29 protein-coding genes are annotated in these 25,938 nt (G+C 44.4%); 27 read left to right on the top strand and 2 right to left on the bottom strand.

Annotated elements, in window-relative coordinates; genetic code table 11:
• The first annotated feature begins 98 nt into the window (after positions 1-98).
• On the top strand, positions 99-1,073 hold the full coding sequence (locus BAU14_RS11210) for an alpha/beta hydrolase (protein ID WP_202622215.1): 975 nt from the start codon (positions 99-101) through the stop codon (positions 1,071-1,073).
• A 67-nt stretch (positions 1,074-1,140) separates the two neighbouring features.
• On the opposite strand, the gene BAU14_RS11205 is transcribed toward BAU14_RS11210, so the two are convergent.
• Positions 1,141-1,830 (bottom strand): hypothetical protein, encoded by a 690-nt coding sequence (locus tag BAU14_RS11205; protein WP_161900192.1) that lies wholly within the window; start codon positions 1,828-1,830, stop codon positions 1,141-1,143.
• A gap of 307 nt (positions 1,831-2,137) precedes the next feature.
• Here BAU14_RS11205 and BAU14_RS11200 point away from each other — a divergent pair, with 307 nt between their 5' ends.
• The 17 genes from BAU14_RS11200 to BAU14_RS11120 all read left to right on the top strand — a co-directional run bounded on the left by BAU14_RS11200 (position 2,138) and on the right by BAU14_RS11120 (position 16,801).
• A complete protein-coding gene (locus BAU14_RS11200) occupies positions 2,138-2,404 on the top strand; it encodes a (4Fe-4S)-binding protein (RefSeq protein WP_161900191.1) in 267 nt (88 codons plus the stop codon).
• Between the two features lie 59 nt (positions 2,405-2,463).
• Positions 2,464-2,739: a GNAT family N-acetyltransferase gene (locus tag BAU14_RS11195; RefSeq protein WP_161900190.1), complete on the top strand. Its 276-nt coding sequence runs from the start codon at positions 2,464-2,466 to the stop codon at positions 2,737-2,739.
• Positions 2,740-3,010: 271 nt separating this feature from the next.
• Positions 3,011-3,247, top strand: coding sequence for a preprotein translocase subunit SecG (gene secG / locus BAU14_RS11190; RefSeq protein ID WP_161900189.1), 237 nt, complete (start codon positions 3,011-3,013; stop codon positions 3,245-3,247).
• A gap of 324 nt (positions 3,248-3,571) precedes the next feature.
• Entirely contained in the window at positions 3,572-4,333 is a 762-nt protein-coding gene (locus BAU14_RS11185; protein ID WP_161900188.1) for an alpha/beta hydrolase, read from the top strand.
• The gene (rnr, locus tag BAU14_RS11180) at positions 4,330-6,699 is read left to right on the top strand and encodes a ribonuclease R (protein ID WP_202622219.1); all 2,370 of its coding nucleotides are present in this window, start codon (positions 4,330-4,332) and stop codon (positions 6,697-6,699) included. The genes BAU14_RS11185 and rnr overlap by 4 nt, the downstream gene beginning before the upstream one ends.
• Positions 6,700-6,791: 92 nt before the next feature.
• Positions 6,792-7,253, top strand: a complete 462-nt coding sequence (gene smpB, locus BAU14_RS11175) for an SsrA-binding protein SmpB (protein ID WP_161900186.1) — start codon at positions 6,792-6,794, stop codon at positions 7,251-7,253.
• 442 nt (positions 7,254-7,695) lie between these two features.
• Positions 7,696-8,424: a F0F1 ATP synthase subunit A gene (gene atpB, locus BAU14_RS11170; RefSeq protein WP_161900185.1), complete on the top strand. Its 729-nt coding sequence runs from the start codon at positions 7,696-7,698 to the stop codon at positions 8,422-8,424.
• A gap of 52 nt (positions 8,425-8,476) precedes the next feature.
• Complete coding sequence (gene atpE, locus BAU14_RS11165) at positions 8,477-8,689, top strand: ATP synthase F0 subunit C (RefSeq protein WP_161869654.1); 213 nt, start codon at positions 8,477-8,479, stop codon at positions 8,687-8,689.
• 104 nt (positions 8,690-8,793) lie between these two features.
• Positions 8,794-9,318 (top strand): F0F1 ATP synthase subunit B, encoded by a 525-nt coding sequence (gene atpF / locus BAU14_RS11160; RefSeq protein ID WP_161900184.1) that lies wholly within the window; start codon positions 8,794-8,796, stop codon positions 9,316-9,318.
• Positions 9,305-9,844 (top strand): F0F1 ATP synthase subunit delta, encoded by a 540-nt coding sequence (locus BAU14_RS11155; protein WP_161900183.1) that lies wholly within the window; start codon positions 9,305-9,307, stop codon positions 9,842-9,844. The genes atpF and BAU14_RS11155 overlap by 14 nt, the downstream gene beginning before the upstream one ends.
• A gap of 60 nt (positions 9,845-9,904) precedes the next feature.
• Positions 9,905-11,467 (top strand): F0F1 ATP synthase subunit alpha, encoded by a 1,563-nt coding sequence (atpA, locus tag BAU14_RS11150; protein ID WP_161900182.1) that lies wholly within the window; start codon positions 9,905-9,907, stop codon positions 11,465-11,467.
• A 50-nt stretch (positions 11,468-11,517) separates the two neighbouring features.
• The gene (locus BAU14_RS11145) at positions 11,518-12,420 is read left to right on the top strand and encodes a F0F1 ATP synthase subunit gamma (protein WP_161900181.1); all 903 of its coding nucleotides are present in this window, start codon (positions 11,518-11,520) and stop codon (positions 12,418-12,420) included.
• Between the two features lie 186 nt (positions 12,421-12,606).
• On the top strand, positions 12,607-14,013 hold the full coding sequence (atpD, locus tag BAU14_RS11140; RefSeq protein WP_161900180.1) for a F0F1 ATP synthase subunit beta: 1,407 nt from the start codon (positions 12,607-12,609) through the stop codon (positions 14,011-14,013).
• A 45-nt stretch (positions 14,014-14,058) separates the two neighbouring features.
• Positions 14,059-14,484, top strand: a complete 426-nt coding sequence (locus BAU14_RS11135) for a F0F1 ATP synthase subunit epsilon (protein ID WP_161900179.1) — start codon at positions 14,059-14,061, stop codon at positions 14,482-14,484.
• A gap of 444 nt (positions 14,485-14,928) precedes the next feature.
• On the top strand, positions 14,929-15,165 hold the full coding sequence (locus BAU14_RS11130; protein WP_161900178.1) for a DUF1146 family protein: 237 nt from the start codon (positions 14,929-14,931) through the stop codon (positions 15,163-15,165).
• A gap of 94 nt (positions 15,166-15,259) precedes the next feature.
• A complete protein-coding gene (gene murA, locus BAU14_RS11125) occupies positions 15,260-16,561 on the top strand; it encodes a UDP-N-acetylglucosamine 1-carboxyvinyltransferase (RefSeq protein WP_161900177.1) in 1,302 nt (433 codons plus the stop codon).
• 63 nt (positions 16,562-16,624) lie between these two features.
• Positions 16,625-16,801: a DNA-directed RNA polymerase subunit beta gene (locus BAU14_RS11120; protein WP_161900176.1), complete on the top strand. Its 177-nt coding sequence runs from the start codon at positions 16,625-16,627 to the stop codon at positions 16,799-16,801.
• Between the two features lie 100 nt (positions 16,802-16,901).
• Here the strand turns inward: BAU14_RS11120 and BAU14_RS11115 are convergent, their stop codons facing one another.
• Positions 16,902-17,405 (bottom strand): TetR/AcrR family transcriptional regulator, encoded by a 504-nt coding sequence (locus BAU14_RS11115; RefSeq protein WP_161900175.1) that lies wholly within the window; start codon positions 17,403-17,405, stop codon positions 16,902-16,904.
• 144 nt (positions 17,406-17,549) lie between these two features.
• Between BAU14_RS11115 and BAU14_RS11110 the strand changes: the two genes are divergently transcribed.
• The 9 genes from BAU14_RS11110 to BAU14_RS11070 all read left to right on the top strand — a co-directional run bounded on the left by BAU14_RS11110 (position 17,550) and on the right by BAU14_RS11070 (position 25,938).
• The gene (locus BAU14_RS11110; protein ID WP_161900174.1) at positions 17,550-18,509 is read left to right on the top strand and encodes a 2-dehydropantoate 2-reductase N-terminal domain-containing protein; all 960 of its coding nucleotides are present in this window, start codon (positions 17,550-17,552) and stop codon (positions 18,507-18,509) included.
• A 496-nt stretch (positions 18,510-19,005) separates the two neighbouring features.
• Positions 19,006-19,698, top strand: a complete 693-nt coding sequence (locus BAU14_RS11105; RefSeq protein WP_161900173.1) for a 3D domain-containing protein — start codon at positions 19,006-19,008, stop codon at positions 19,696-19,698.
• Positions 19,699-20,106: 408 nt separating this feature from the next.
• The gene (yidD, locus tag BAU14_RS11100; RefSeq protein ID WP_161900172.1) at positions 20,107-20,394 is read left to right on the top strand and encodes a membrane protein insertion efficiency factor YidD; all 288 of its coding nucleotides are present in this window, start codon (positions 20,107-20,109) and stop codon (positions 20,392-20,394) included.
• The gene (locus BAU14_RS11095; RefSeq protein ID WP_161900171.1) at positions 20,391-20,891 is read left to right on the top strand and encodes a GNAT family N-acetyltransferase; all 501 of its coding nucleotides are present in this window, start codon (positions 20,391-20,393) and stop codon (positions 20,889-20,891) included. The genes yidD and BAU14_RS11095 overlap by 4 nt, the downstream gene beginning before the upstream one ends.
• A gap of 457 nt (positions 20,892-21,348) precedes the next feature.
• A complete protein-coding gene (locus BAU14_RS11090; RefSeq protein ID WP_161900170.1) occupies positions 21,349-22,533 on the top strand; it encodes an ABC transporter substrate-binding protein in 1,185 nt (394 codons plus the stop codon).
• Positions 22,534-22,611: 78 nt separating this feature from the next.
• A complete protein-coding gene (locus BAU14_RS11085) occupies positions 22,612-23,493 on the top strand; it encodes a branched-chain amino acid ABC transporter permease (RefSeq protein ID WP_161900169.1) in 882 nt (293 codons plus the stop codon).
• Positions 23,494-23,502: 9 nt separating this feature from the next.
• A complete protein-coding gene (locus BAU14_RS11080; protein ID WP_161900168.1) occupies positions 23,503-24,480 on the top strand; it encodes a branched-chain amino acid ABC transporter permease in 978 nt (325 codons plus the stop codon).
• Positions 24,461-25,237, top strand: a complete 777-nt coding sequence (locus BAU14_RS11075; RefSeq protein ID WP_161900167.1) for an ABC transporter ATP-binding protein — start codon at positions 24,461-24,463, stop codon at positions 25,235-25,237. The genes BAU14_RS11080 and BAU14_RS11075 overlap by 20 nt, the downstream gene beginning before the upstream one ends.
• Positions 25,237-25,938 (top strand): ABC transporter ATP-binding protein, encoded by a 702-nt coding sequence (locus BAU14_RS11070; protein WP_161900166.1) that lies wholly within the window; start codon positions 25,237-25,239, stop codon positions 25,936-25,938. Before BAU14_RS11075 ends, BAU14_RS11070 begins: the two co-directional genes overlap by 1 nt.

The raw sequence follows: 25,938 nt of genomic DNA, 5'->3' as shown, positions 1-25,938 counted from the left end.
TTGAGGACTTTTGGTTAGCCTGTTATCGCTGGCAAATTTTGCCTTGAAGGAATGAATCGTAATCAAAGCATCAAAAGTAATGGGTAAGGATGAATTTAATGATAAAATGGATAATTTTGGTTCTGATAGTGCTGTTGGCGCTCCTTGCTTCAGGATTGATTTACTTGAACCGTTGGGCGAAGTTCTTTGTGAATGCAGCCGTGGAACGAGAGAATGATTGGTTTATGAAAGACGGCGCCCGCCTGTTGAATCCCGGTTGGGAAGATGTGACCGACTCCAAGCAGCAGGAGCGAGCTGATTTTTGGCTGCAGGAAAACACTTGGCAGATTGAAACACCGGATCGTCTGCGGCTGACCGGTGCCGCCTTTTTGCAGGAAGGGCAGCGGTGGGTCATCGCCGTTCATGGCTACCGCAGTACCGGATTTCAAGATATGGCTGATGTTGCTATGCATTATTATCATGAAGGATACAACGTTTTGGTTCCGGATCTGCGGGGACACGGGCGCAGCGAGGGAAAAATCATTGGCATGGGGTGGTTAGACCGTCTTGACTTGGTGCAATGGATCCAAGTAATTTGTGAGCAGGACCCCGCTGCAAAAATCATTCTCCATGGCTGTTCTTTAGGTGCAGCGGCTGTTTTGATGGCGAGCGGTGAAAAATTGCCGGACAATGTCAAACTGATTATTTCCGACAGTGCTTATACCTCTGTTTACAGTGAGTTCAAGTGGCTGCTGCACAAATACACCAAATATCCGGTGAATCGGTTTATGGTATTAGCCAACCGTTATGCTCGTCGCAAAATGGGCTATTCTTTAATCCGGGCTTCAGTGACCCGCCAGTTGGGGAGCAATCATCTGCCGGTACTGTTTCTTCATGATCGGCAAGATCCATTGGTACCCGTAACGGAGACGACGACTTTGATGGAGGCTACCGCTGGTGAGAAAAGCTGTGTCATCTTTGAAACGACAGGACACATGCAGGCAAAAACACAGCAGCCCGCTGACTATTGGGAAACGGTAGCTACGTTTATTTCTACTCATTTTCCGAAAGCTGCTAAATCAAAGAGTAACTGAACTAAAAAAGGTTCGACTGAGGGGCGTTAATTGCCCGCAGTCGAACCTTTTTTACATTTTTACTCCTTTACTCCACATTTCGTGCTGAGAGCGCCGTATCTCCAGGCGGCGATTTTTTTGTTAAAAGCTGCAGGGGAGCGGCACTGAGGCTTAAGAGGACTTGGGCTGGAAAATAAAAGAACCACATCAACGGACCGACAAGTCTCTGGGTGCTTCCCGGTAACAAATTAAAAGCTGCTACCGTGATATCGCAAAGTAAAAATAAGAGGAGTGCAACTTGTAGAAGCTGTCGTTTGGGATGCTGTGATCGAAAGGTTGAAATGACATCTGTCAGCAAAAAAACAGCATAAAACAGCCCGGAAGAAAAGATACTGTACGACCATTTCTGCTGTATGCCTAATAGCAAAAGCAGCGCACCACCAACATATGCGAGGACAATCTTTTTTTGTAGCTGGGGAAAGTTGCGATGACTGTAGATTACATGGACGCCGGCAAAGATCAGAAGTGGAAAAAAGGCGGAATCCGTAAATAACAAGAAGTAGTCGCAACCGCAAGTCAGAGCCAGCCCCCAAAATAAATGATGCCAATCGATTGGATCAGCTTGTTTTCTGTGTAAGATGACGAAGCCGAGACACGACAACAGTCCACAGTATTTCAACGGGTCACTGAATCTTTCAGGACTATTTGGGAGCAGGTCTAAACAAAGAAAGACCACCCAGATTGTACCTTGAAAGATCAGATAGCTTTTTTTGATCATCTTTTCACCTCAAATCAATTATAGCAACTTTCGGTTTTTTCAGACATTGTGACGATGAATACAAATACTTGTAACATTTTCCCTTCGCTGATAAAATGTAAGTGATTTGAGACAAGCGTTTTCTTATTGAGAGAAAGCCATGTGTGTTCCTTCAATTAAAGTGGTTATTTTAAAAAGGGATATCTGTGGGGGACTGCATAGCAGAGCACAGCTCAATGACAGATTATTGCATGAAAAATTCATCATGTCGCAGTTGCGTTAGTCAGAAAATAAATGATTGACGTGAGTGTAAAAAGGAGGAAATACAATGGACGGAAGCAGAATCGGTGATGCACAGAACACTGAGGAATCATTGCTGGCTCAAGGGTATCGGAAATATACCGGTGAAGACATCGACATTTATTACAACAAGGACATCTGTGCCCATGTTGGAAACTGCGTGCGAGGCAATCCTGCTGTATTTGAAGTAGGTCGTCGCCCTTGGATCATCGCCGATAACGGTGGTGCCGATGACAACGAACGGGTAATTAATACCTGTCCCACCGGCGCATTGAAGTTTATTCGCAAAAACTAACAATCGGAATACTTGATTGTTCAGTTGATGCCATCAATAACAGAAAGCAGGAGTAAATTATGGAAATCAAAGAAGAAAAAAATCGTTTTGCCCTCTACAATGACGAAGGAGCGGAAATCGGTGAAATGACTTGGTCAAATGCTGGTGATGAACTGATCATCATCGACCACACTTATGTAGACCCCGCATACCGCGGCCAAAGCTACGCTGAAAAATTAGTTAAAGCAGGCGTAGAAAAAGCTCGTCGCGACAATTTGAAAATTATTCCATTGTGTCCATTTGCGAAAAAGGAATTCAATGAAAAAGCGGAATACGGCGACGTATTGCGCAAATAGTGAGAGTTTTATCCAGCGAGGGTCTTGACTACAGATTGTTTCGCTGTTACCGCTGGTCTTTAGAGATCAGCGGTTTTTTGATGAAAGGTAGAGGGACAAGCAGGCTTTCATTTTTTATTCTTGAAAAATTTCCTTTCGTACAAGCTCGTAGGTTTACTGACCTTGAAAACAGAATGCAATTTTTTTTGGAAGCCGTTTTCAGGTAGCCAAAAAAGTGGGGATATGGTAAAGTATATTAGACGTATTTCGCAATGAAGGGAGCTATCACCGAATGTATGAATTTCTACTGGCTTTGGTCATCATCTTGTCGGTTTTGATCATTATTGCCATCATGATGCAACCAAGCAAGCAAAACAGTGCTGCCAGTGCCTTTTCAGGCGGAGCTGGTGAATTGTTCGGTAAGCAGAAGGCCCGCGGGTTTGAAGCTGTCATGCAACGAGCAACGGCGATCATGGGTGCTACCTGGATGATCTTGCTGTTCTTATTGGCTTATCTGTCATCAAAATAAGCACACTGTACCGTGACCTGTAAAGCTGCAGGTCACGGTTTTTTTGCTAAAAAGGCTAATTGATTGTTCAGTCTACAACTGCGTAATGGAGGAAGAAATACTGGAAAGCTCCTCTTCCGATGAATTAAACTGGCGACAGTGGGCTTTCTTCAATAATCGCTAAAAACAGTCAGCTTTTCACTAGCCCAGCTCTTAAAATAGCAGCAGCTAGATTACTTGTATTGTTTAGTTTGTGCACAACAGCCACGTAGGATGCGCCTGCGTTTCTTTTTGCCGATATTTCTGCTGCGTTGTGATAGAATGGGATTTGCGAGGTGAGAAAAGATGCAACGAAAACCAAGTTTACCGCGGCCTTTTTTTGTGAAAAAAAGTCGGCGAGGCATTCTGCTATTACATGCATATTCCGGGAGCTCCAATGATGTACGGATGCTCAGTCGGATTTTGGAAAAAAACGATTATACAGTGTCGGCACCTATCTTAACTGGACACGGCACGTTTGAGCCATTGGATATCTTGGCGGCTTCGGTTGAGGATTGGCGACAAGATGCTCGACAGGCATTTTTGCAGTTGCGCAAAGAATGTGAGGAAGTAGCCATTTTCGGCTTGTCTATGGGCGGCATTTTGGCGATGGACTTGCTGGAAGAAGAGCACCCGGAGAGTATCGGTGGGGGCCTTTTTTGCTCACCACTGTTCAAAACTGAAAATCAAGTACCGGAAAACTTTTTCCGTTATGCCGAACAAGTCTATCAAACAGTCGGTCTTGACCCTGTGCTACAAGCAGAGAAGTTGGGACAGATTAGCGAATTGGTTGGCGGACAGCTGCAAGCAATCGAAGCTCTAGGAGAGCAGGTTGCAAAACGACTCTCGCTTCTACAGGTGCCAATCTATCTGGCACAAGGAGGCAAAGACGAGATGATCGCGGCAACGACGGTTTATCAAACGCTGCAAGCATTGCCGCAAACAGATGTCAGTCTTCACTGGTTTGCCGAAAGTGGGCATGTGATCACCGTTGATCCGGTCCATAAACAATTTGAAGCGACCGTCTTGAACTTTATTGAAAATCTACCTTGGAATGAGGAAAAATAGTGAAAGAAAATTTGAAAGAACAGATTCGGCGGTATATCGGCGGCCAGGAGAAAAAGAGTTTTTCCGCCGAAGAGATTGCAGCCGGTCTGAAATTACAAAAAAGTGCGGATTACAAAGCGCTAGTGCAGACCATCGCAGCCATGGAACGAGAAGGCAGTCTAGTCTTTACCAAAAAAGGAAAAATCAAGCTGCCTGAACCGCAAGTTTTAATTGAAGGCGTCTTTCGGGGAAATGAGCGGGGCTTTGGCTTTGTCGATTATGACACGGAAGAAGAGGATATCTATATTCCCAAAGGGGCAACCGGCTATGCCATGGATGGTGATACTGTTGCTGTGGATATCACAGCCGCTGCGGATCCCTTTGGCGACAAGGGACCCGAAGGCAAAGTGGTAGAAGTTCGTAAACGGGCCATCACGCAGTTGGTAGGAGAGTTCACTTTGTTTTCCGAAGAAGAAATCGCGGAAACCGATTTATATGGTGTTGTGAAACCTAAAGACAAAAAGCAGGCGGAATTAAAAGTAATGGTAGCCGCTGAAGGCATCCGACCGGTGGATGGCGCCATCGTGTTGGTGGAAATCACCCATTATCCGGAACAAGGCTATGCCACTAGTCTGGAAGGAATCGTCAAATCCGTATTGGGACACAAAAATGATCCGGGAATGGATATTTTGTCGATTATTGCTGCTCATGGGATTCCGACAGCTTTTCCGGAAGCGGTGTTGAAACAGGCGGATAGCGTTCCTGACAGCATTGATCCCGAGGCGTTTCCAGAGCGACGGGATTTGCGGGAGCAACTGATTGTAACAATCGATGGAGAAGATGCCAAAGATCTGGATGATGCGGTGACCGTTCGTAAATTGGAAAATGGCCATTACTTTTTAGGGGTGCATATAGCTGACGTTTCTTATTACGTTACGGAGGACAGCCCTTTGGATGGAGAAGCTTTTGAACGAGGGACGAGTGTCTATTTGACTGACCGGGTAATTCCAATGATTCCACAGCGCTTGTCTAATGGCATTTGTTCCTTGAACCCCCGCGTGCCGCGACTCACTATGAGCTGTGAAATGGAAATTAATGAAAATGGGGATGTGGTGGCACACGAAATCTTTTCCAGTATTATTCAAACGACTGAGCGCATGACCTATACTGCTGTCAATCAAATACTTGAAACAGCCGATGAAGAGACGATGACTCGCTACCACGTTTTGGTACCTATGTTTCAGGAGATGGCAGAGCTGCACCGTATTTTAGAAAACAAACGAATCCGCCGTGGTGCTGTTTCTTTTGAAGATCGAGAAGCTAAAGTGTTGGTGGATGAAAATGGCAATCCCCAAGATATTCTGTTGCGAGAGCGTGGGGTAGGAGAGCGCTTAATTGAGTCCTTCATGCTGGCTGCCAATGAAACCGTCGCGGAGCATTTCAATCGACGCCACTTGCCATTTATCTACCGGATTCACGAAGAACCAAAAGAAGACAAGTTGCGACGCTTCTTTGATTTTGCGGCAACATTGGGGTTAGTAGTGAGAGCCACTAAAGGCAGCATCACTCCAAAAGATCTGCAAAAAGTGGTGGCCGACGTCGCCGAAAAACCAGAGTCCTTCGTGGTAAATACCATGTTACTGCGCTCTATGCAACAAGCGAAGTATTCCGAGGAAAACCTGGGACATTACGGCTTGGCTGCGGATTACTATACTCACTTTACTTCACCGATTCGCCGTTACCCTGATTTGATCGTGCATCGTCTAATCCGCTCTTATTCAGAAGATATCCGTAGTGAAAATCAGGAGAAATGGGCTGAAAAATTGCCAGAGATTGCGCTGCATTCGTCTCAGATGGAACGGCGGGCCGTGGATTGTGAACGTGAAGTCGATGCCATGAAAAAAGCCGAATATATGGCCGAACACGTCGGAGAAGAGTTTGATGGCATCATCAGCTCTGTGGTGAAATTTGGACTTTTCATAGAACTTCCTAATACAATCGAAGGTCTGATTCATATCAATACTTTGAAACAAGACTATTTCCATTATATGGAAACCCAGCTGGTTTTGGTGGGGGAACGCACGGGGCTGACGTTTAAAATTGGTCAAAAGGTCAGAGTAAAAGTCGTCAAAGCCGATCCGGTAACCCAGGACATTGATTTTGAGCTGGTATCTGCTGAGGAAGTTGAACCGATGCAACGACCGCAAGTAAACCGCAAACGTCGACGGAATAACGACAAGCGGGAGCGTCAAAGTAATAGTAACCAAAAAGCCGGCAAGAAAAATGCCCATCGTTCCGCAGAATCTGCTGGAAAAAAAGGACGAAAAGATAAGAGCAAAACGAAAAAGCCTTTTTATAAAGGGATAAAGAAAAAAGGCCGTAAGTAACAATAAAGCATTGGAAAGCTTACTGGTAAACCGCGCAAACCGCTTTTCATAGCTGCAAAACGAGAAATTTTTACTAGAAATGAGGAAGCCACATGCCAAAAGGTGAGGGCCGACTGATCGCCCAAAATAAAAAAGCCCGTCATGATTACACAATCGTGGATACCATCGAGGCGGGAATGGTTCTGCAAGGAACTGAAATCAAGGCAATCCGCAACAGCCGGATTAATTTGAAGGACGGCTTTGTCCGAATCCGCAACGGCGAGGCCTTTTTGTACAACGTCCACATCAGCCCTTATGAGCAGGGCAACATTTTTAATCACGATCCTTTGCGAACCCGTAAATTGTTGATGCACCGCAAACAGATTGACCGCTTATATGGAGAAATGAAGCAAGCAGGAATGGCGGTGGTCCCTTTGAAAGTCTATATCAAAGATGGTTATGCCAAAGTATTGATTGGTTTGGCCAAAGGGAAAAAGCAATATGACAAAAGGGAAACATTGAAGAGAAAAGACCAAGAACGTCAGATTTCACGAGCTTTGAAGGATCGGGGCTGACAATAGAACAGTCTGAGAATGTCTTGAAGAAAAACAAAAGAAGGGCGGCTGTAAGGGCTGCTACCTGAAATCAACAAATCTTCCTTGAAAAAAGTACAATTTAGAAAACAAGCATTTTCTCTCATCTGCTTCTTATCTAAATTCTTTGTGACCAACCAAGGGCTATTGCTTTATTAAATCAGGCCTTTTTGTTAGCATTTAATCAATAATAGAAGGTCTTTGACTAAAAAAAGACCTTTCTGTTGTGAATATCCAATGTGGGAAATGCCGTCGCGTCATCCAAAAATAGGCAAAAATTTGTGATTGTCTAATTTTCGTGAAAATACTTTGAAATTTTCTTTTCACGGTGGTATGATACCCAGTGGTTACCCGCCTTAAAGCTTTTTTGGCATTATTTACCAAAATATTTTGAGGGATCTTGCAGGAAAAGAGGTGAGGAATTTTGAAAGAAAAATCCTTGATGTTCCAAATCGGTCCAGTCTGGTTCGATGGTACTGTGGTGATCATGACTTTGCTTAGTTGTATTATTGTATTTGCCTTTGTCTTCATATGTACCCGCAACTTGCAATTGAGGCCAAAGGGAAAGCAGAATGTGATCGAATGGTTGATCGATTTTGTGCGGGGCATCTTGAAAGACAATCTTTCGACAAAAGAAGTCAACAACTTTCATTTGCTGTCAGTGACCTTGTTTCTGTTCATTTTCGTTGCAAATGAAATTGGTCTGGTCACTAAGATCGCTGTTGAAAGCGGCGGACAGGAGCTTTCTCTATGGAAGAGTCCCACAGCCGACCCGATCGTTACGATGTCTCTTGCTATGATGATGATCGTCATGACTCATTTCTTCGGGGTCCAAAAATTTGGATTTGGCGGTTACATCAAGAACTCCTTCCTGGAGCCGGTGGCGTTTTTGCTGCCAATCAAGATCATTGAAGAGTTCACCAACGTGATCACGTTGGGGTTACGTCTTTATGGGAATATCTATGCCGGCGAAGTTTTGCTGGGATTAATCGTTACGATGGCCAACGGTTTAGGCTGGTGGTCACTACCGATTGTGATGCCCCTTGAGATGATCTGGATCGGATTCTCACTGTTTATCGGTGCGATCCAAGCTTATGTATTCGTCACTTTGTCCATGGTATTCATGAGCCACAAGGTGGAGTCAGAACACTGATGCATCAAACATTATCAATTTTCACAACTTTAGGAGGAAAAAAATTATGGACTTGAATTCAATCGCAGCAGCAATCGCAGTATTAGGTGCCGCAATCGGTGCCGGCTATGGTAACGGACGCGTTATCTCACAAACTTTGGAATCAATGGCTCGTCAACCTGAGATTGCCGGTCAATTACGTTCAACGATGTTTATCGGGGTTGCCCTGGTAGAAGCTGTGCCAATCTTGGGTATCGTAATTGCTTTTATTCTCGTTTTGATGTAGAAGATTATAAAAGCGAAAAGCAAACGTTACGCGATGGGTGCCTTTCGCTTTTTTACATGCACCTGAACGCAACGTTATCAGCCTAAGTAAAGGAGTACAAGCGTATGCTGAATCATCTGGTACTTGCCGAGATTCAAAACACAACAATCTCGAGCATGGTGGTGGTAACGGGATCGTTTTTGATTCTGTTAATCCTGTTGAAGAAATTCGCATGGGGACCAATCACCGATATAATGAAGAAACGTGAAGATCAGATCGCCAATGATTTAGATTCAGCGGAGCAGTCGCGGCTCAAAGCTGCCAAGATGGAAGAAGAACGTCAACAAAAATTGATGTCTTCGCAATCTGAAGCTGCTGAAATTATTAAAACCGCGAAAGACAGTGGAGAATCCAGCCGTCAAAAGATCTTGGATGAAACTAAAGAAGAGGTTTCCCGTTTGAAGGACAAAGCTCAAGCGGATATCGAAATGCAAAAAGAAACAGCCATGACGTCTGTCAAAGACGATGTCGCTGACCTTTCTTTGCAAATCGCAGCCAAGATTTTGAATAAGGAACTCACTGCCGATGCCCACGAATCATTGATCAACCAATATATCGAAGGTTTGGGTTCACAAAATGAAGCTAAATAAATACACCGTAGGCAAGCGATACGGCAAAGCTCTCTTCGAACTGGCGGCAGAGGAGAATCAGTCGGAAGCGGTCTACAATGATTTATTGAGCCTCCGCAAAATTTACGAAGAGATTCCAGATTTGGGAAACTTGCTCAGTGATGTCCGCTTAGATCTGTCAGCGAAACGACAGTTGTTAGATCAGTTGACAGCACCGTTTTCCGGGATTATGAAGAACTTCCTGCTAGTGGTCAATCGCTACAATCGTCTGGCGGATTTGCCGTTGATCATCGACGAATACGAACGTCGTTACGATGAAGAACAAGGCTTGATTTTAGGTCAGGTGACAACAGCTGTCCCTATGACTGATCAGCAAAAGAGCCGTTTGGAAGCGTCGATTGCCAAACGACTGGGATATGAAACTGCGCAGTTGACCGAAAAAGTTGATCCTGCTATTGTCGGCGGCGTGATCGTCGAAGTTCAGGATCGGGTAATTGACGGTAGTGTTGCGACCCAGTTGACAAAACTGCGGGAATTATTGAAGTAGAAGCTCGTCGGCATTGGCCTAGTCAATGCTGTCCAGCACATTAGTAAAGAGGTGAATCGAATGGCCATCAAAGCTGAAGAAATCAGCGCTTTGATCAAAGAACAGATCAAAAATTACCAAAGTGAGCTTTCAGTTGAAGAAGTCGGCACTGTCACCTATGTTGGGGACGGTATCGCGCGGGCTCACGGTTTGGAAAATGCCATGAGTGGTGAGCTGTTGGAATTCTCCAACGGTGCATTCGGTATGGCGCAAAACTTGGAAACAAATGACGTCGGGATTATCATCCTGGGGGATTTCGAAACCATTCGTGAAGGTGACAAAGTTAAACGTACTGGTAAAATCATGGAAGTTCCTGTTGGGGACGCTATGATTGGTCGTGTCGTCAATCCTTTGGGGCAACCCATCGATGGTTTAGGTCCAATCAATACAACTAAATTCCGACCAGTAGAAGCGATGGCACCGGGAGTTATGCAGCGTAAATCAGTTTCTGAACCGATGCAGACCGGCTTGAAGGCCATCGATGCCTTGGTTCCAATCGGCCGCGGCCAACGGGAACTGGTTATCGGTGACCGGAAAACCGGGAAAACTTCAATTGCTATCGATGCGATCATCAACCAAAAAGGTCAAGACATGATCTGTATTTATGTAGCGATTGGTCAAAAGGACTCAACCGTCCGGGCACAAGTGGAAACACTGCGGAAATTTGGCGCATTGGATTACACGATTGTCGTTTCAGCTGGGGCTTCTCAGCCAGCACCAATGTTGTACATCGCACCTTATGCAGGTACAGCAATGGGTGAAGAATTCATGTACAACGGCAAACATGTATTGATCGTCTTTGATGACTTGTCCAAACAGGCGGTTGCTTATCGTGAATTGTCACTGCTTTTGCGCCGGCCACCCGGTCGTGAAGCCTACCCAGGGGATGTCTTCTATCTGCATTCTCGCTTATTGGAGCGGGCTGCTAAGTTATCCGATGAATTAGGCGGCGGTTCTATGACTGCACTGCCATTTGTTGAAACCCAAGCCGGTGATATTTCGGCTTATATCCCAACCAACGTTATCTCTATCACTGATGGTCAGATTTTCTTGGAAAGCGACCTGTTTTATGCTGGTACGCGTCCAGCGATTGATGCTGGGTTGTCAGTTTCCCGTGTTGGGGGTTCTGCTCAAATCAAAGCGATGAAAAAAGTTGCCGGCACGCTGCGGCTGGATTTGGCCAGCTACCGGGAACTGGAAGCCTTCACTCAATTTGGTTCTGATTTAGACCAGGCGACGCAAGCAAAATTAAACCGCGGTCGTCGAACCGTTGAAGTATTGAAGCAAAAACTGCACAATCCGTTGGCAGTAGAAAAACAAGTTGTGATTTTATATGCCTTAACTCACGGCTTTATCGACAGTATCCCAGTGGGCAAAGTCTTGGACTTCCAAGAGTTTTTGTTTGAACAAATTGAAGCGAGTCACGATGACTTGTTTGAAACCATCCGGACCACTAAGGACTTGCCGGATGCACAAGAGTTGGATGCAGCAATCAAAGAAGCCAAAGACTTATTTATGGCTTCCAATAGCCGCACTGCAACACCACAAGAAAAATTGAAGACGATGGAAGAAGACCGTTCTTAATTTTTTCGGGAACTAAGACTTTACTTTAGTACAAGAAAGGATGATCGGACATGGGTGCTTCCTTGAATGAGATCAAGCAACGCATCGCTTCTACGAAAAAAACCAGTCAGATCACCAATGCGATGCAGATGGTATCTGCCGCAAAACTGACCAAATCTGAAAGTCATTCGAAACACTTTCAGATTTATGCTCAGAAAGTACGAGAAGTGGTCACTCATATGACAGCACAAGAGTTGACAGACATCTACACCAACAATGTGCAAGACGGCGTCAACTACAATAGTATGCTTATCAGTCGCCCAGTGAAAAAAACCGGCTATATCGTCATCACTTCTGATGGCGGACTGGTGGGCGGATATAACAGTTCCATTTTGAAACAGATGATGACGATGCTCCAAGACGATCACACATCACAAGAGGACTATGTGATGATTGCCATCGGAGCGACGGGCGCAGATTTTTTCAAGGCTCGAGGCATCAATCTTGCATACGAGCTGCGTAATTTGTCAGATCAACCTGGCTTTGAAGAAGTACGGAAGATTGTGACGATGGCAACGACGATGTATCAAAATGAAGTTTTTGATGAGCTGTACGTATGTTATAACCACCATATCAACTCTCTGACCAGTCAATTCCGCGTGGAAAAGATGCTGCCTATCACCGACTTGGATCCTGACGAAGCCGAAAGCTACGAACAGGAGTACTTGTTTGAGCCTTCGAAAGAAGCAATTTTAGATCAACTGTTACCGCAATACGCGGAAAGCTTGATTTACGGAGCAATCGTGGATGCCAAAACGGCAGAACATGCTGCCGGAATGACTGCCATGAAGACAGCCACCGACAACGCTCGTAATATTATCGGCGACTTGACGATCTCTTACAATCGAGCTCGCCAAGGTGCGATTACACAAGAAATCACCGAAATTGTTGCCGGGGCAGCAGCTCTGGAATGATTACGAAATAACCGGTGCTGACAAACTGTCGTGTGTTGGCAGTCGGTTCGCTCCGACAATTACAACACACAACCGTTTCAGAGAAAGAGAATACGTGGCTCATTGGGGGAGTCTTCCCCAGTGAAACGACGATTTTCAAGAGCTTGAAACGAGCGCTCTCAGCACACGAAGCAAGGAGGAAAACACATGAGTTCAGGCAAGATTGTTCAGGTCATCGGTCCCGTTGTCGACGTGGAATTCTCGTTGGATCAATCATTACCGGATATCAATAACGCCCTTGTGGTGTACCGCAACGATGAACAAAAAAGCAAGATCGTTTTGGAAGCAGCTTTGGAGCTGGGTGACGGTGTCATTCGGACCATTGCCATGGAATCAACAGACGGTCTGCAACGGGGAATGGAGGTTGTCGATACCGGCAGCTCTATCTCCGTACCAGTTGGACAAGACACCCTAGGTCGTGTGTTCAACGTTTTAGGTGACACAATCGATATGGAGGCACCTTTTGCCAAAGATGCCGAACGTAGCAGTATCCATAAAAGTGCACCAGCCTTTGATGAATTGTCTACCAGTACTGAAATCCTGGAAACTGGGATCAAAGTTATCGACTTGTTGGCCCCTTATTTAAAAGGTGGTAAAGTCGGACTGTTCGGTGGTGCCGGTGTTGGTAAAACCGTCTTGATCCAAGAATTGATTCACAATATCGCCCAAGAACATGGCGGTATTTCAGTCTTCACCGGTGTTGGCGAACGTACCCGTGAAGGGAATGACCTGTATTACGAAATGAAAGAATCAGGCGTTATCGAGAAGACAGCCATGGTGTTTGGTCAGATGAATGAGCCGCCTGGTGCCCGGATGCGGGTGGCCCTGACAGGCTTGACAATCGCAGAATATTTCCGTGATGAAGCCGGCCAAGACGTGCTGTTGTTTATTGATAATATTTTCCGTTTTACTCAAGCGGGTTCCGAAGTATCCGCTCTGTTAGGACGGATGCCGTCAGCCGTGGGTTATCAACCAACATTGGCGACAGAAATGGGTCAATTGCAAGAACGTATTACGTCGACTAAGAAGGGTTCTATTACTTCAATTCAAGCGATCTATGTTCCCGCCGATGACTATACTGACCCGGCGCCGGCAACAGCTTTCGCCCATTTGGATGCGACTACCAACTTGGAACGTAAATTGACCGAACAAGGGATTTATCCTGCGGTGGATCCGTTGGCATCTTCTTCAAGTGCTTTGGCACCTGAAATTGTCGGCGAAGAACACTACCAGGTTGCGACAGAAGTCCAACACGTTTTGCAACGCTACCGTGAACTGCAAGACATCATCGCCATTTTGGGGATGGATGAATTGTCAGATGAAGAAAAAGTGCTGGTTGCCCGGGCTCGCCGGATCCAGTTCTTCTTGTCGCAAAACTTCCATGTCGCTGAACAATTTACTGGCCTGCCAGGTTCATATGTTCCAGTTGAAGAAACCATCAAGGGCTTCCGCGAAATCCTTGAAGGCAAATATGACGACCTTCCTGAAGAAGCCTTCCGTAGTGTTGGACGAATCGAAGAAGTCGCTGAAAAAGCGAAAAAACTGGGATATTAGCAGCTGACGGCTTGAACTAGCTGTGCAGTCAGAAAGAGGTGGCCCATGGAAGAAAGATATTTGACCGTAAACGTGGTAACACCTGATGGTCTGGTGTATGAACACCATGCGCGGATCGTCGTTGCGAAAACACTCAGTGGTGAAATCGGAATTATGGCGCGGCATGCGCCAATCATCGCGCCTTTGGCAATCGATGAGGTCCGTGTAAAACGGGTAGATTCCGATACCCACGTTGACTGGATTGCAGTCAATGGGGGGATCATGGAAGTGCGTGACGATGTTGTTTCGATCATTGCTGACAGTGCCGAACGAGAACGAGATATCGATGTTTCTCGTGCCGAACGGGCAAAGATCAGAGCAGAGAAGATGATCGAAGAAGCCAAACAGTCAGACGATGTCGACCAGTTGCGACGGGCAACAGTTGCATTGCATCGTGCCATCAATCGGATCAATGTATCCAAACACGGTTAATCTGCAATAAATCGAGGATCGCCGGATTTTTTCCGGCGGTTTTTTATTTTGAACGAAGAGGATTTTTGAAGAAGAGCAGTAAAACAACTGCTTCGAAGAGCCTCCCAAGCAAGTAATGATTGGTTTGAACGTGTCTGAAACCGGTTAAACTCTTTTTCCAATCAATCGATGCCAGAAAAAATCTTAAACAACAATTAATAAAAACTTTAGATTCTCTAGTGAACGAAAGACCTGCTGATTCGATGAACCCAGAATGCTTGAAGATTTGAAAAAAAATTACATAAATCTGATGATAATTGTTTCAAATAAATGACAGAAGCCGGTAGAATGAGGAGAAGACTTTTAAAAAACCGTTGAAAGTTTTCAGGCGAGGAAAGTAATTTTTCATTCTGACGTATTTATGGTAGTATCTACGTATTGAGTTTTTTTGAAAGCAGGGGTGCTATGGCGTTCTATGGAATTGATGCGATGTTACGGATCGTAAGTCATTTCGCATTTATTTATCTCGCATTTTGGAGTCTGAAGGCGATTCGGTTGGATACTTTTTTTCGGTCGTACCACACTCCTCAAGTTCGGTTACTCCTGTCGTTGGTAGCTATCGTCATTGGCTATCAGGCCAGTTCTTTCTTTTTGGAGATTTTGGCTCTGTGCAGAAACCTCTTTTTGACATTCAATAATTGAAAAATAAAATGGTACTAATTTTATCGGTATATGGTATAATAGTACAGATTTTGGGCTTTTTTTCATGCTCAAAGCTATTTCTGGAGGGAAAATTATGGAAGAGATCATCGTCCACGGTGGTAATCAATTAAAAGGTACAGTTAAAATCGAAGGAGCCAAGAATGCAGTACTTCCGATTTTAGCAGCAACATTGTTGGCTGAAGAAGGCGTTACAACCCTTAAAAATGTACCAATCCTGTCAGATGTCTTGACGATGAACGAAGTAATTCGTCAGCTGAATGTAGCTGTCGATTTTGATCAAGCAATGAATCAAGTAACTATCGATGCTTCAAAGCCTTTGAAGGAAGAAGCACCTTATGAATTGGTGAGTCAAATGCGGGCGTCTATCGTTGTTATGGGACCACTGTTGGCCCGCAATGGTCATGCAAAAGTTGCTATGCCTGGTGGCTGTGCAATCGGTAAGCGACCAATAGACTTGCATTTGAAAGGTTTTGCAGCATTGGGAGCAACCATCCATCAACGAGATGGCTACATTGAGGCAATCGCTGAAAATGGTCTGCAAGGCAATACTGTCTACTTAGATTTCCCAAGTGTCGGTGCGACTCAAAATATCATGATGGCGGCCGTCAAAGCCAAAGGGACAACGATCATTGAAAACGTGGCTCGTGAACCGGAAATTGTCGACTTGGCAAACATCCTGAACAAAATGGGAGCATCTGTCCACGGTGCAGGTACAGAAACAATGCGAATTGAAGGCGTGGATCATCTTCATGCGGTTAATCACTCCATTGTTCAAGACCGTATCGAAGCGGGTACTTTTATGGTGGCAGCTGCTATGACACAAGGTGACGTCTTGATTTTGGATGCGATCAGCGAACACAACCGCCCATTGATTTCTAAATTGACAGAAATGGGTGCTAAAATCACTGAAGAAGCAGACGGACTCCGAGTAGTAGGCCCAGCTGTATTGAAACCAACGGATGTCAAAACCATGCCTCACCCTGGCTTCCCAACAGATATGCAAGCACAAATGACTGCGATTCAAATGTTGGCCCAAGGAACGAGCATTGTTACCGAAACAGTCTTTGAAAATCGTTTCCAACATTTAGAAGAAATGCGCCGCATGAACGCCCATGTTAAGATTGATGGCAGTGTAGCTGTCATTGAAGGGGGTCATCAAATGCAAGGTGCACTGGTTTATGCAACAGATTTGCGAGCGGCTGCAGCATTGATTTTGGTAGGTTTGACTGCGACTGGTATCACTCGTGTTCGTAACTTGAAATATCTTGATCGTGGCTACTATAAATTCCATGAAAAACTGCAAAAATTAGGGGCATCAGTTGAACGTGTTGATAGTCAGTCAGTTTCCGATAAAAAGTCAGCAGTAACTGCGTAAGCTTATCCTACGTAATAATAGAAATTGAAAGCTGTTCATTAAAAGAAAGGGGAAATTAGACCTATGCGGTTGAACCGTTACATTTTGACGACATTGGTGAAGATCTTAATCGTGATCTTATTGGCTATGGGTATGTTTATACTCGGGACCATGATCGGCTACGGTGGGATCGGCGGCGGTATGCCGTTAAAGGTGTTCTACCCAGGTTTATGGACCCACATTCTTGAATTCATCAAATAATAATGAAAAGAAGCCACCGCTACTTGCGGAAAAAGGCTTCTTTTTTTGCTTATACCAGCAGCTGTTTGTCTCTTTCAGCTTGCTACACTGCTGTAAATGACTAGACTTTTTTGAATTTGGCAATAAAGACTTCCAGTTCTATCAGTTCGTTTCCGTTGCTTTTAGGATTTAATAAAAAGTTTTTCAAAACGCCAACTACGCCATTTGCGATAAAGATGGCTTCGGTTTGGCTGCTGCTGGCATTGGCCAATTCACTTTTCAATAAGTACCGCACTAGATAAGAACTAAACACATCTTGTGTGTCAGCTTTTATAAGAAGACTAAAACGGTTTTTGTGCTCTGTTAAGTAGGCAAAGGTGGCAGTCAATGGTTGGGAAGTCTTCTCGCTTGTTTGACAATAGGTAATCAAGGTGTCGATCTCTGTTTGGATAACTCTTTCCAACAAGTCAAACTTGTCGAGATAATTCAAATAGAAGGTCCCGCGATTGATATCAGCCAGCTCACAAAGCTGACTAACTGTTATTGTGGCAAAGTCGCTTTTTTGCAGCTGGGACAAAAGTGCTTGTGTAATGGCCGCTTGTGTTTTTCGCTTTCTTCGATCCATAGGAAGGATAGCTCCTAACAATTTCATTTTTTTGTTGGTTACTCAACAGCTTCGTCTTTTTGTTGATTGTAGTGGCAGCTGTTCTTCCTTACTATAATGTACGAATGAATAGTAATCAACACCTGTTGAGAAAAGGAGAACGAGATGCGAATTTTAATTTATGGTGCAGGCATTCAGGGAAGCTATTTAGCCTCTGTTTTGGCACAGAATATTGAAAATGAGGTGACGCTATTAGCGCGTAATCAACGTAAAAGCGATTTAGAGGCGCAGGGATTGGTTTTGTATCATCAATTGCAGCGTAAAACGACGCGACAGCGAATCAATGTGATTGAAGAGTTGAAAAGCCAAGATTTCTATGATCTCGTTTTTGTCACGATGAAATACAGTGATTTTAACATGGTCCTGCCCATTTTAGCCGGTAATGCCAGTCAACACATTATCTTTGTAGGCAATCAGATGGATACAACTGGTTTAGCGACAGCCTTAAAAGCACAAAGCCAGTCGAAAAAGAACATTGCATTTGGCTTTCAAACGACCGGTGGCACACGACGCGCTGGGAAGATTGCGATTTTACGATTTGGGACAGGCGGTTTAAAAGTCAGTCAGCCCTCTTCAGCAGCAATTGAACCCTTACTAGCAGCAGCGTTTGCTACGACAGCTTTTAAATGGAAAATTGATTCAGAGCTTGATCAGTGGTTGAAAAGTCACGGTGGTTTTGTGATGATCTTAAACAGCTTGGACTATTTGTTCCAGCAAAATGATTATTCAAAAGAAGAGAAAGAGAAAATCATGCGCCTGGCTGCCGCTGCTTATCCAGAAATGTTTCGGATCTTGACTCAAAATGGGTATTCTGTCACACCTAGTTGGTTTCTGAAGCTATTTGGCAAGGCAAATAGCGCTTACCGGATACTACGAGGCCTCTATGGAACCCCAATCTTAAAAATGCAACAAGGGGATTTTGCTGAGATTGTAGCGCTGTATACCGCTTTTGATGAATTCAAACAAAAAAAATACCTGAATCTTCCAAACTATGAAAAACTGCGGCAATTGGCGCTAGCTGCTTATGAAAAAGATGGGGGAATCACGACTAAATCATTAAAATAGCTGCTAAAGGCTAGTTTCATTGGAGCAGAGAAAGGACAATTCTGGTCTTCACCCGAGTATTTTTTTGTTGCCGCTTTAAAAAATCTCTTCTGGCTGGTTTACCTGCTCGGATTATTCTGGCGACAGAAAGTCAATTATGGACTATGCCAGACTGAATTAATTGTTACTGTTTTGTAATATTGGCCTATTTTAGCTGAAAAAGTACAATGATTTCCGAGTTTTTTATCGGATTTTCAAGAATCCATCTGTTGTAAGAGGTGGGAATCCAATTATCATTTTAATTTAATCTTTTTAGAAGAGATTCCTGTTGTATCAGGCTATTTTAACGATTCGGCTTCGAGTTAAAATTAAATTACACAGAGTTTATTTCATTTGTAACGAAAAATGAAGCGTTTTCTATTTTTGTGTCAAAGAGCCTTAACAGGACTGTAACCAAAGGGGGGAGACCCCGTGATAAGATACCCTTCGTGAGCTACTTAGGAGGGAAAACGACTTTATGAATACTCGTTTATGGCCATTGATTGGTGCAACTGCTGTCTTGGCATTTGGAAGTCTGTTACCAGTATATGCAAATGAAAACCAACCGGAAGAAGCGACGATTGATACACAAATCGTTGCAAAAGATACGGTAATGAATTTGTCTACGTCACTTGCTGAAGTCAGCAAAGACAATCAAGCAGTGACACTTGTGAAAAAAGATATTGCTGCCAAGGAAAAGGCAGCCAAAGAAAAAGCGGCTCGTGAAAAAGCCGCCAAAGAGAAGGCCGCAAAAGAAAAAGCAGCAAAAGAAGCAGCTGAAAAAGCCGCTAAAGAAAAGGCTGAACAGGAAGCAGCTGAACAAGCGGCAGCCGAACAAGCCGCTGCACAAGAAGCAACGAGTGCAGCGCCAAGTGGTGGCCGGACACTTATTATGGAATCCACCGCGTATAGTTCCGATCCTGCTGATGCGTTAGGTGGCGGTACTGTTACTGCTACTGGGCAAAACCTGTTGAGCAATCCGATTGCAGTGGCAGTGGATCCGAGTGTGATTCCGTTGGGCACACGGCTCTACGTTGAAGGCTATGGTGAAGCTTATGCCGTAGATACAGGTAGCGCAATCAAAGGCAATATTATCGATGTACACTTTTCTACCGCTGACCAATGTTATGCTTGGGGCCGGCGTCAGGTTCAAGTGACGATTTTAGGCTGATAATGACAATATGACCGGGATAAATAGTTGAGTCCCCGTCCTACGAACCGAACAATACCAAACGTGAGGCCCCAAAAAAGCCGACGATCTTCCATTAAAAACACTGGAAGATCGTCGGCTTTTCATTGCTAAAAATTTTAAATGCTGACTTCTCTTGACACGGATGGTCATGTTCTCTCTTCGGACTAAAACATGGATAGGGTCACAACTTTTCCTCATCCGTATACTTTTTATTCATTGCGATTAAACATCCGCTGTTTAGCACTTGGAAATTACTTGGGGCACATTCCTTTTGCATTCAAAAGATAGCTGTTTCGGCTAAGCGATGGGTGAAAATGAGTTGTTTCCTTGTTTTTTAGTTGGAAAGAAGCTATGATTTGAGAAACAATAAAAGAAGGGATTCACCTTATGAAACGTCTGTTAATTGGTATGGTGCGGGGCTACCAACGCTTTATTTCACCTTTGTTTCCTCCTAGCTGCCGTTATTATCCTACGTGTTCCAGTTATATGATTCAGGCGATCCAAGTCCACGGGGCTATAAAAGGGTTGTTGATGGGCATAGCGCGGATTCTTCGGTGCCACCCCTTTGTCAAAGGTGGTATCGATTATGTTCCCCGCAAGTTTTCCTTGAAACGCAATACTGTGGATAAGGAACGACCGATATATACTTATCGAAAAGGAGCACCTGCCAAATGAAGCTGAAAATCTCAGAAATCGATCCGCAACAGCAAAAGGAACTGCTGCCCTGGTCGTTACTTTTAGATGCTGATCCTGATCGGCAGTTGGTCGCGAGTTATCTGGAGCGCAGCCGGGTGCTGATTGCGTGGCAAGAGAAGGCTGAGGCGCTATCTCCTCTGACTGCTGCCGGGGCTGTGGGTGTTACCGTTTTTGAAGAACGAGCTGAGGAATTTGAGATTTTAAACGTTGCGGTTGCTCAACAGTTTCAAAATCAGGGGATCGGCAGTCGCCTGTTAGATGAGTGTCTGTCACTGACAACGGCGCAAGCACCGCAAAAGCCTGTTCTAATCAAGACTGGGGATTTGACTTCGCCAGCGCTTTCCTTGTATCAAAAAAAGGGCTTTCGCCAAATTGCGGTGGTTAAAGACTACTTTATCCAACACTATGCAGAACCGATTTATGAAGAGGGCGTTCGCTTGAGAAATCAAGTAATCCTGCAGCGAAGAGGAAGTTAATTCTCCTTGATGCAGAACAAAATGCCGCTGTGAGCCATCCTGATGTCTCTTAGACTGTCTTGCGGCAAACCCGCCGACTTAGAAATAATAAGGAAACGATAAACATGAAAGCTGCTGCAATTTTTTTGCGGAAGCTTTTTTGATGATCGTAAATTCTTTTAAGAAGCTGGGACTTACAATAGCCGCGTTCCCAGAGTGTTGGTGTTGTAAGAAGAGAGCTGTCAAAGCTGGCGCTGAAAAGCTGCTGTTTGAGAGCAGTTGAGGTATTATTTTTCATCTCGTTTTTATTATGATAAAATATTTATAATAAGATGAGCTTATATTAATAAAACATTCTCTTCAGAAATAATCGAATTTTCTGAATATTGTATTGACTTGTCATGAAAGTTTCAGTATATTAAAAAGCATACTTGGAGAGAAGCTCTATTATAATTATTAAGAAAATGGAGGAAATGGGATGAAAAAGAAATTGGCGTTTTTGTTTACAGGTATGCTGCTGTTGTCTGCCTGTAGCGCGGCACCGAAAGGATCAGGCTCTGATACGTCGGGCTCGACTGGTAGTGGCAATACTTCCGGTGATACGATCAAGTTGGGGATGAATATGGAATTGTCCGGTGCAGTCGCTGCATACGGCAACCAAGAAAAAGAAGGCATCGAGATGGCGGTAGAAGAGATCAATGCTGCCGGCGGAATCGATGGGAAAAAGATCGAACTAATCACCAAAGACAATAAATCGGACAGTACAGAAGCAGTCTCAGTAACTACCAGCTTGACTACAAAAGATGGTGTCGTTGCGATTGTTGGACCGGCAACCTCTGGGGCAGTCAAAGCGTCTCTGCCGACTACGACTAAAGTCAAAGTACCTTTGGTGACACCTTCTGGGACGGATGACTCTATTACAGTTCAAAATGGCAAAGTACAAGAATACGCTTTTCGGACTTGTTTCCAAGATAGTTTCCAAGGAAAAGTATTGGCAATCTATGCCCATGAAACGCTGAAAACGGATAAAGCAGCGATTTTGGGGGATAATTCCAGCGACTATGCCAAGGGACTGACCAAAGCTTTCAAAGATGCCTATGAAGGAGAAATCGTCGCCGAAGAGAATTTTACCAAAGGAGACAAGGACTTCCAGGCGGTGCTCACCAAGATTAAAGATAAAGACTTCAATGTTTTGTATCTGCCAGGTTATTATGAAGAAACTGGTTTGATTACCAAACAAGCCCGTGAAATGGGTATCGATGTGCCAATCCTGGGGCCAGATGGATTTTCTGATCCGAAATATGTTGAAATCGCCGGCAAAGAGAATGTGAATCAAGTCTATTACGCTTCTCACTTCTCCACCAAAGTTGATACCAGCGAAAAGGCAAAAACGTTTATCGAGGCTTTCAAAAAGAAATATGACAAAGAACCGTCGTCTTTCAATGCCCTTAGCTACGATGCTGTTTATATGGTAAAACAAGCCATCGAAGATCAAGGGTCCGCTGATTCAGCAGCCATCACAAAAGGGTTGTCAGAGCTGAAAGATTTCGAAGGTGTAACCGGAACAATGACCATCGATAAAGAACACAATCCGGAAAAATCTGCTGTCGTATTGGGTATGCAAAACGGTGAGGAAACAACTGCCGACGTGGTTAATCCTTGATAAATACAGATTGCAAAGGTGGAGCGTCCGTAACGGGCGTTCCTCCTTTTAGGCTTTGAATGAAAGGGCAGTGACGCTATGGAAATGATCGTACAGCAACTGGTGAATGGGCTATTTCTAGGTTCAATCTATGCTTTGTTGGCATTGGGCTACACGATGGTCTACGGGATTATCAAGCTAATCAACTTCGCACATGGTGAAGTCTACATGATTGGTAGTTTTATCGGCTATTTTATTTTGAATTATAACGCGAAAATCGGCTTCTTTCCGGCGATGCTCATTGCGATGGCTGCCTGTGCCTGTCTGGGAGTTGTGATCGAATTTTTGGCATACCGGCCGCTGCGTAAGGCGACACGGATTTCTGCCTTGATTACAGCCATCGGAGTTAGCTATTTGCTACAGAATTTGATGACCTATTTCTTTAAATCGGATGCACGGCCGTTTCCGCAGGTTATTGCACTGAAAACCTATAATTTGGGTATCCTTAAAGTCAGCAATATCCAGCTGATTATTTTATTTGTTTCTCTGCTTTTGATGGTTCTATTGCAACTTATTATTCAAAAGACCAAGATGGGAAAAGCGATGCGAGCTGTCTCAGTGGATGGCGATGCCGCCCGATTGATGGGGATTAATGTCAACCGAACGATTTCCTTCACCTTTGCCATCGGTTCTGCACTGGCGGCGGCTGGTGGGATGTTGATTGGATTGTATTACAACTCTATCGATCCTATGATGGGGGTTGCGCCGGGGTTGAAGTCCTTTGTCGCTGCGGTATTGGGAGGAATCGGGATCATTCCTGGTGCGGCACTAGGGGGATTTGTTATCGGGCTGATTGAGACTATTGCCACAGCGTTGGGCTTTTCAGCTTTCAAAGATGCCTTGGTATATCTGGTTTTAATCATCATTTTGCTGGTACGTCCAGCAGGTATATTGGGTAAGAATGTCAAAGAGAAAGTGTAGGTGGCAGTCATGAAAAAGACATTAAAATACAATCTAATCTGGCTGGCACTGATCGTCGGCTGTTACTTTATTTTATTTATGCTCTACAATCTGGGAATCATTGATTTGTTTTTGGACAATGCCATCGTCAATATTGGAATCAATGTGATCTTGGCGGTAGGATTGAATTTGATCATTGGTTATTCCGGTCAATTTTCATTGGGACATGCAGGATTTATGGCTATCGGTGCCTATGCGGGCGCAATTTTGGGTATGCAACTGCCCACATATGGTGGCTTCTTTTTGGGCATGCTGGCCGGCGTCGTAATTTCCGGCGTTGTTGCATTGGCCGTTGGGATACCAACGTTGCGGTTGAAGGGAGATTATCTGGCGATTGCCACTTTGGGAGTTGCTGAAATCATTCGTATTTTGATTGTCAACATGGACGGAATCACTAATGGACCGGCAGGGATTTTTGGAATTCCGCAATATACGACATGGGAAATGGTCTTTGCCTTTGCTGCATTGACGATTCTGATTGTGGTGAACTTTATTCACAGTGGGCCGGGACGAGCGGTTCTGTCAGTTCGAGAAGATGAAATTGCAGCGGAATCCATGGGTGTTAACACTACAAAATACAAGGTAATGGCTTTTGTGATTGGGGCCATGACTGCCAGTGTGGCGGGCACATTGTTCGCCGGTTATAAGCAGTCAGTTTTTCCCGGTGACTATGGCTTTATGAAATCAGTGGATATTCTGATTATTGTGGTATTCGGTGGCATGGGTTCGACTACCGGTGCTGTTTTGGCAGCAATTGTGCTGGGGGTAATGAACACGTTGTTGCAAGATACCGGCTCTCTTAGAATGATTATCTATGCGCTGGCTTTAATCGTGATTATGATTTTCAAACCTGGGGGACTCTTAGGTACTTGGGAATTTTCCGTAAAAGGGCTCTTCCATAAATTTACTAAGAAAGGAGCGGATGCAGATGCCTCTGTTGACCGTTAAAAATCTGACGAAAAACTTCGGCGGCCTGGCAGCCGTCTCCCATGTGAATCTAGAACTGGACACAAACGAGTTGGTTGGACTGATTGGACCAAATGGCGCCGGTAAGACGACGCTATTTAATCTATTGACTGGCGTATATGAGCCTTCCAGTGGGGATGTCTTGTTTTATAATCAAGGAAAAGAAGAACGACTCAATGGCATGAAACCTTATAAAGTAGCTACTGCCGGATTATCCCGTACCTTTCAAAATATTCGTCTCTTCAAAGAGCTGACTGTGATGGACAATGTCTTGATTGCCATGAATGCCAAGCATAAAGAAGGTTTTTTCAGTAGTATTCTGCGTCTGCCGAAGTTTTATAAAACAGAAGCGAATTTGCGGCAAAAAGCGCTGGAATTGTTGGCGATTTTTGGCTTGGAAAATAAAGGAGAGACCTTGGCGAAGAATCTTCCTTATGGGGAACAGCGGCGTCTGGAAATCGTACGGGCATTGGCAACCGATCCCAAACTGTTGTTTTTGGATGAACCTGCAGCGGGAATGAATCCACAAGAAACTGCCGATTTGACACAGCTGATTCGCAAGGTCCAAAAAGATTTCCAGATTACTATCCTGTTGATTGAACACGATATGAGTCTGGTGATGGAAGTTTGCCAACGAATCTATGTTTTGGAATACGGGCAATTAATTGCTCACGGGACGCCAGATGAGATTAAAAACAATCCTCGAGTTATCGAGGCGTATTTGGGAGGCGAGATGTGATGTTGAAAATTCAAAATCTAGCCGTTCATTATGGTATGATTCAGGCGGTCCACGACGTTTCCTTTGAAGTCAACCAAGGTGAAATCGTGACCTTGATTGGTGCGAATGGTGCCGGCAAAACAACAATTCTGCGAACAATTTCCGGACTAATTCGACCTTCACAAGGATCGATTACTTTTGAAGACAATGAAATCACCAAGACAGCACCGCAAAAAATTGTAGCTAACGGGTTGTCACAAGTCCCGGAAGGCAGGCATGTTTTTTCCGGCCTATCGGTGATGGAAAACCTGGAGATGGGGGCGTATCTGCGAAAAGACGGGGAGATAAAGACAGATTACGAGCAAGTATTCCAAAAATTTCCCGTCTTGAAAGAGCGGAAAAATCAAGATGCAGCCACATTGTCCGGCGGCGAACAACAAATGTTAGCCATGGGACGGGCCCTCATGTCTAAGCCCAAACTATTATTGTTGGATGAACCATCGATGGGATTGGCACCAATTTTCATCAAGGAAATTTTTTCTATTATTCAGGAAATCAATCAACAAGGAACAACAATCTTGTTGATCGAGCAAAATGCCAAAATGGCATTGTCAGTGGCTGACCGCGGATATGTGTTAGAAACAGGAAAAGTCGTGCTTTCTGGTACCGGACAGGAGCTATTGGAATCTGAAGAAGTCAAGAAAGCTTATTTAGGAGGGTAA

Origin of the sequence: Candidatus Enterococcus leclercqii, assembly GCF_009933135.1 — a bacterium.
Lineage (GTDB): Bacteria > Bacillota > Bacilli > Lactobacillales > Enterococcaceae > Enterococcus_C > Enterococcus_C leclercqii.
Note: the sequence above shows the minus strand (reverse complement) of the source record. Positions and strands in the feature narration are given on the sequence as shown.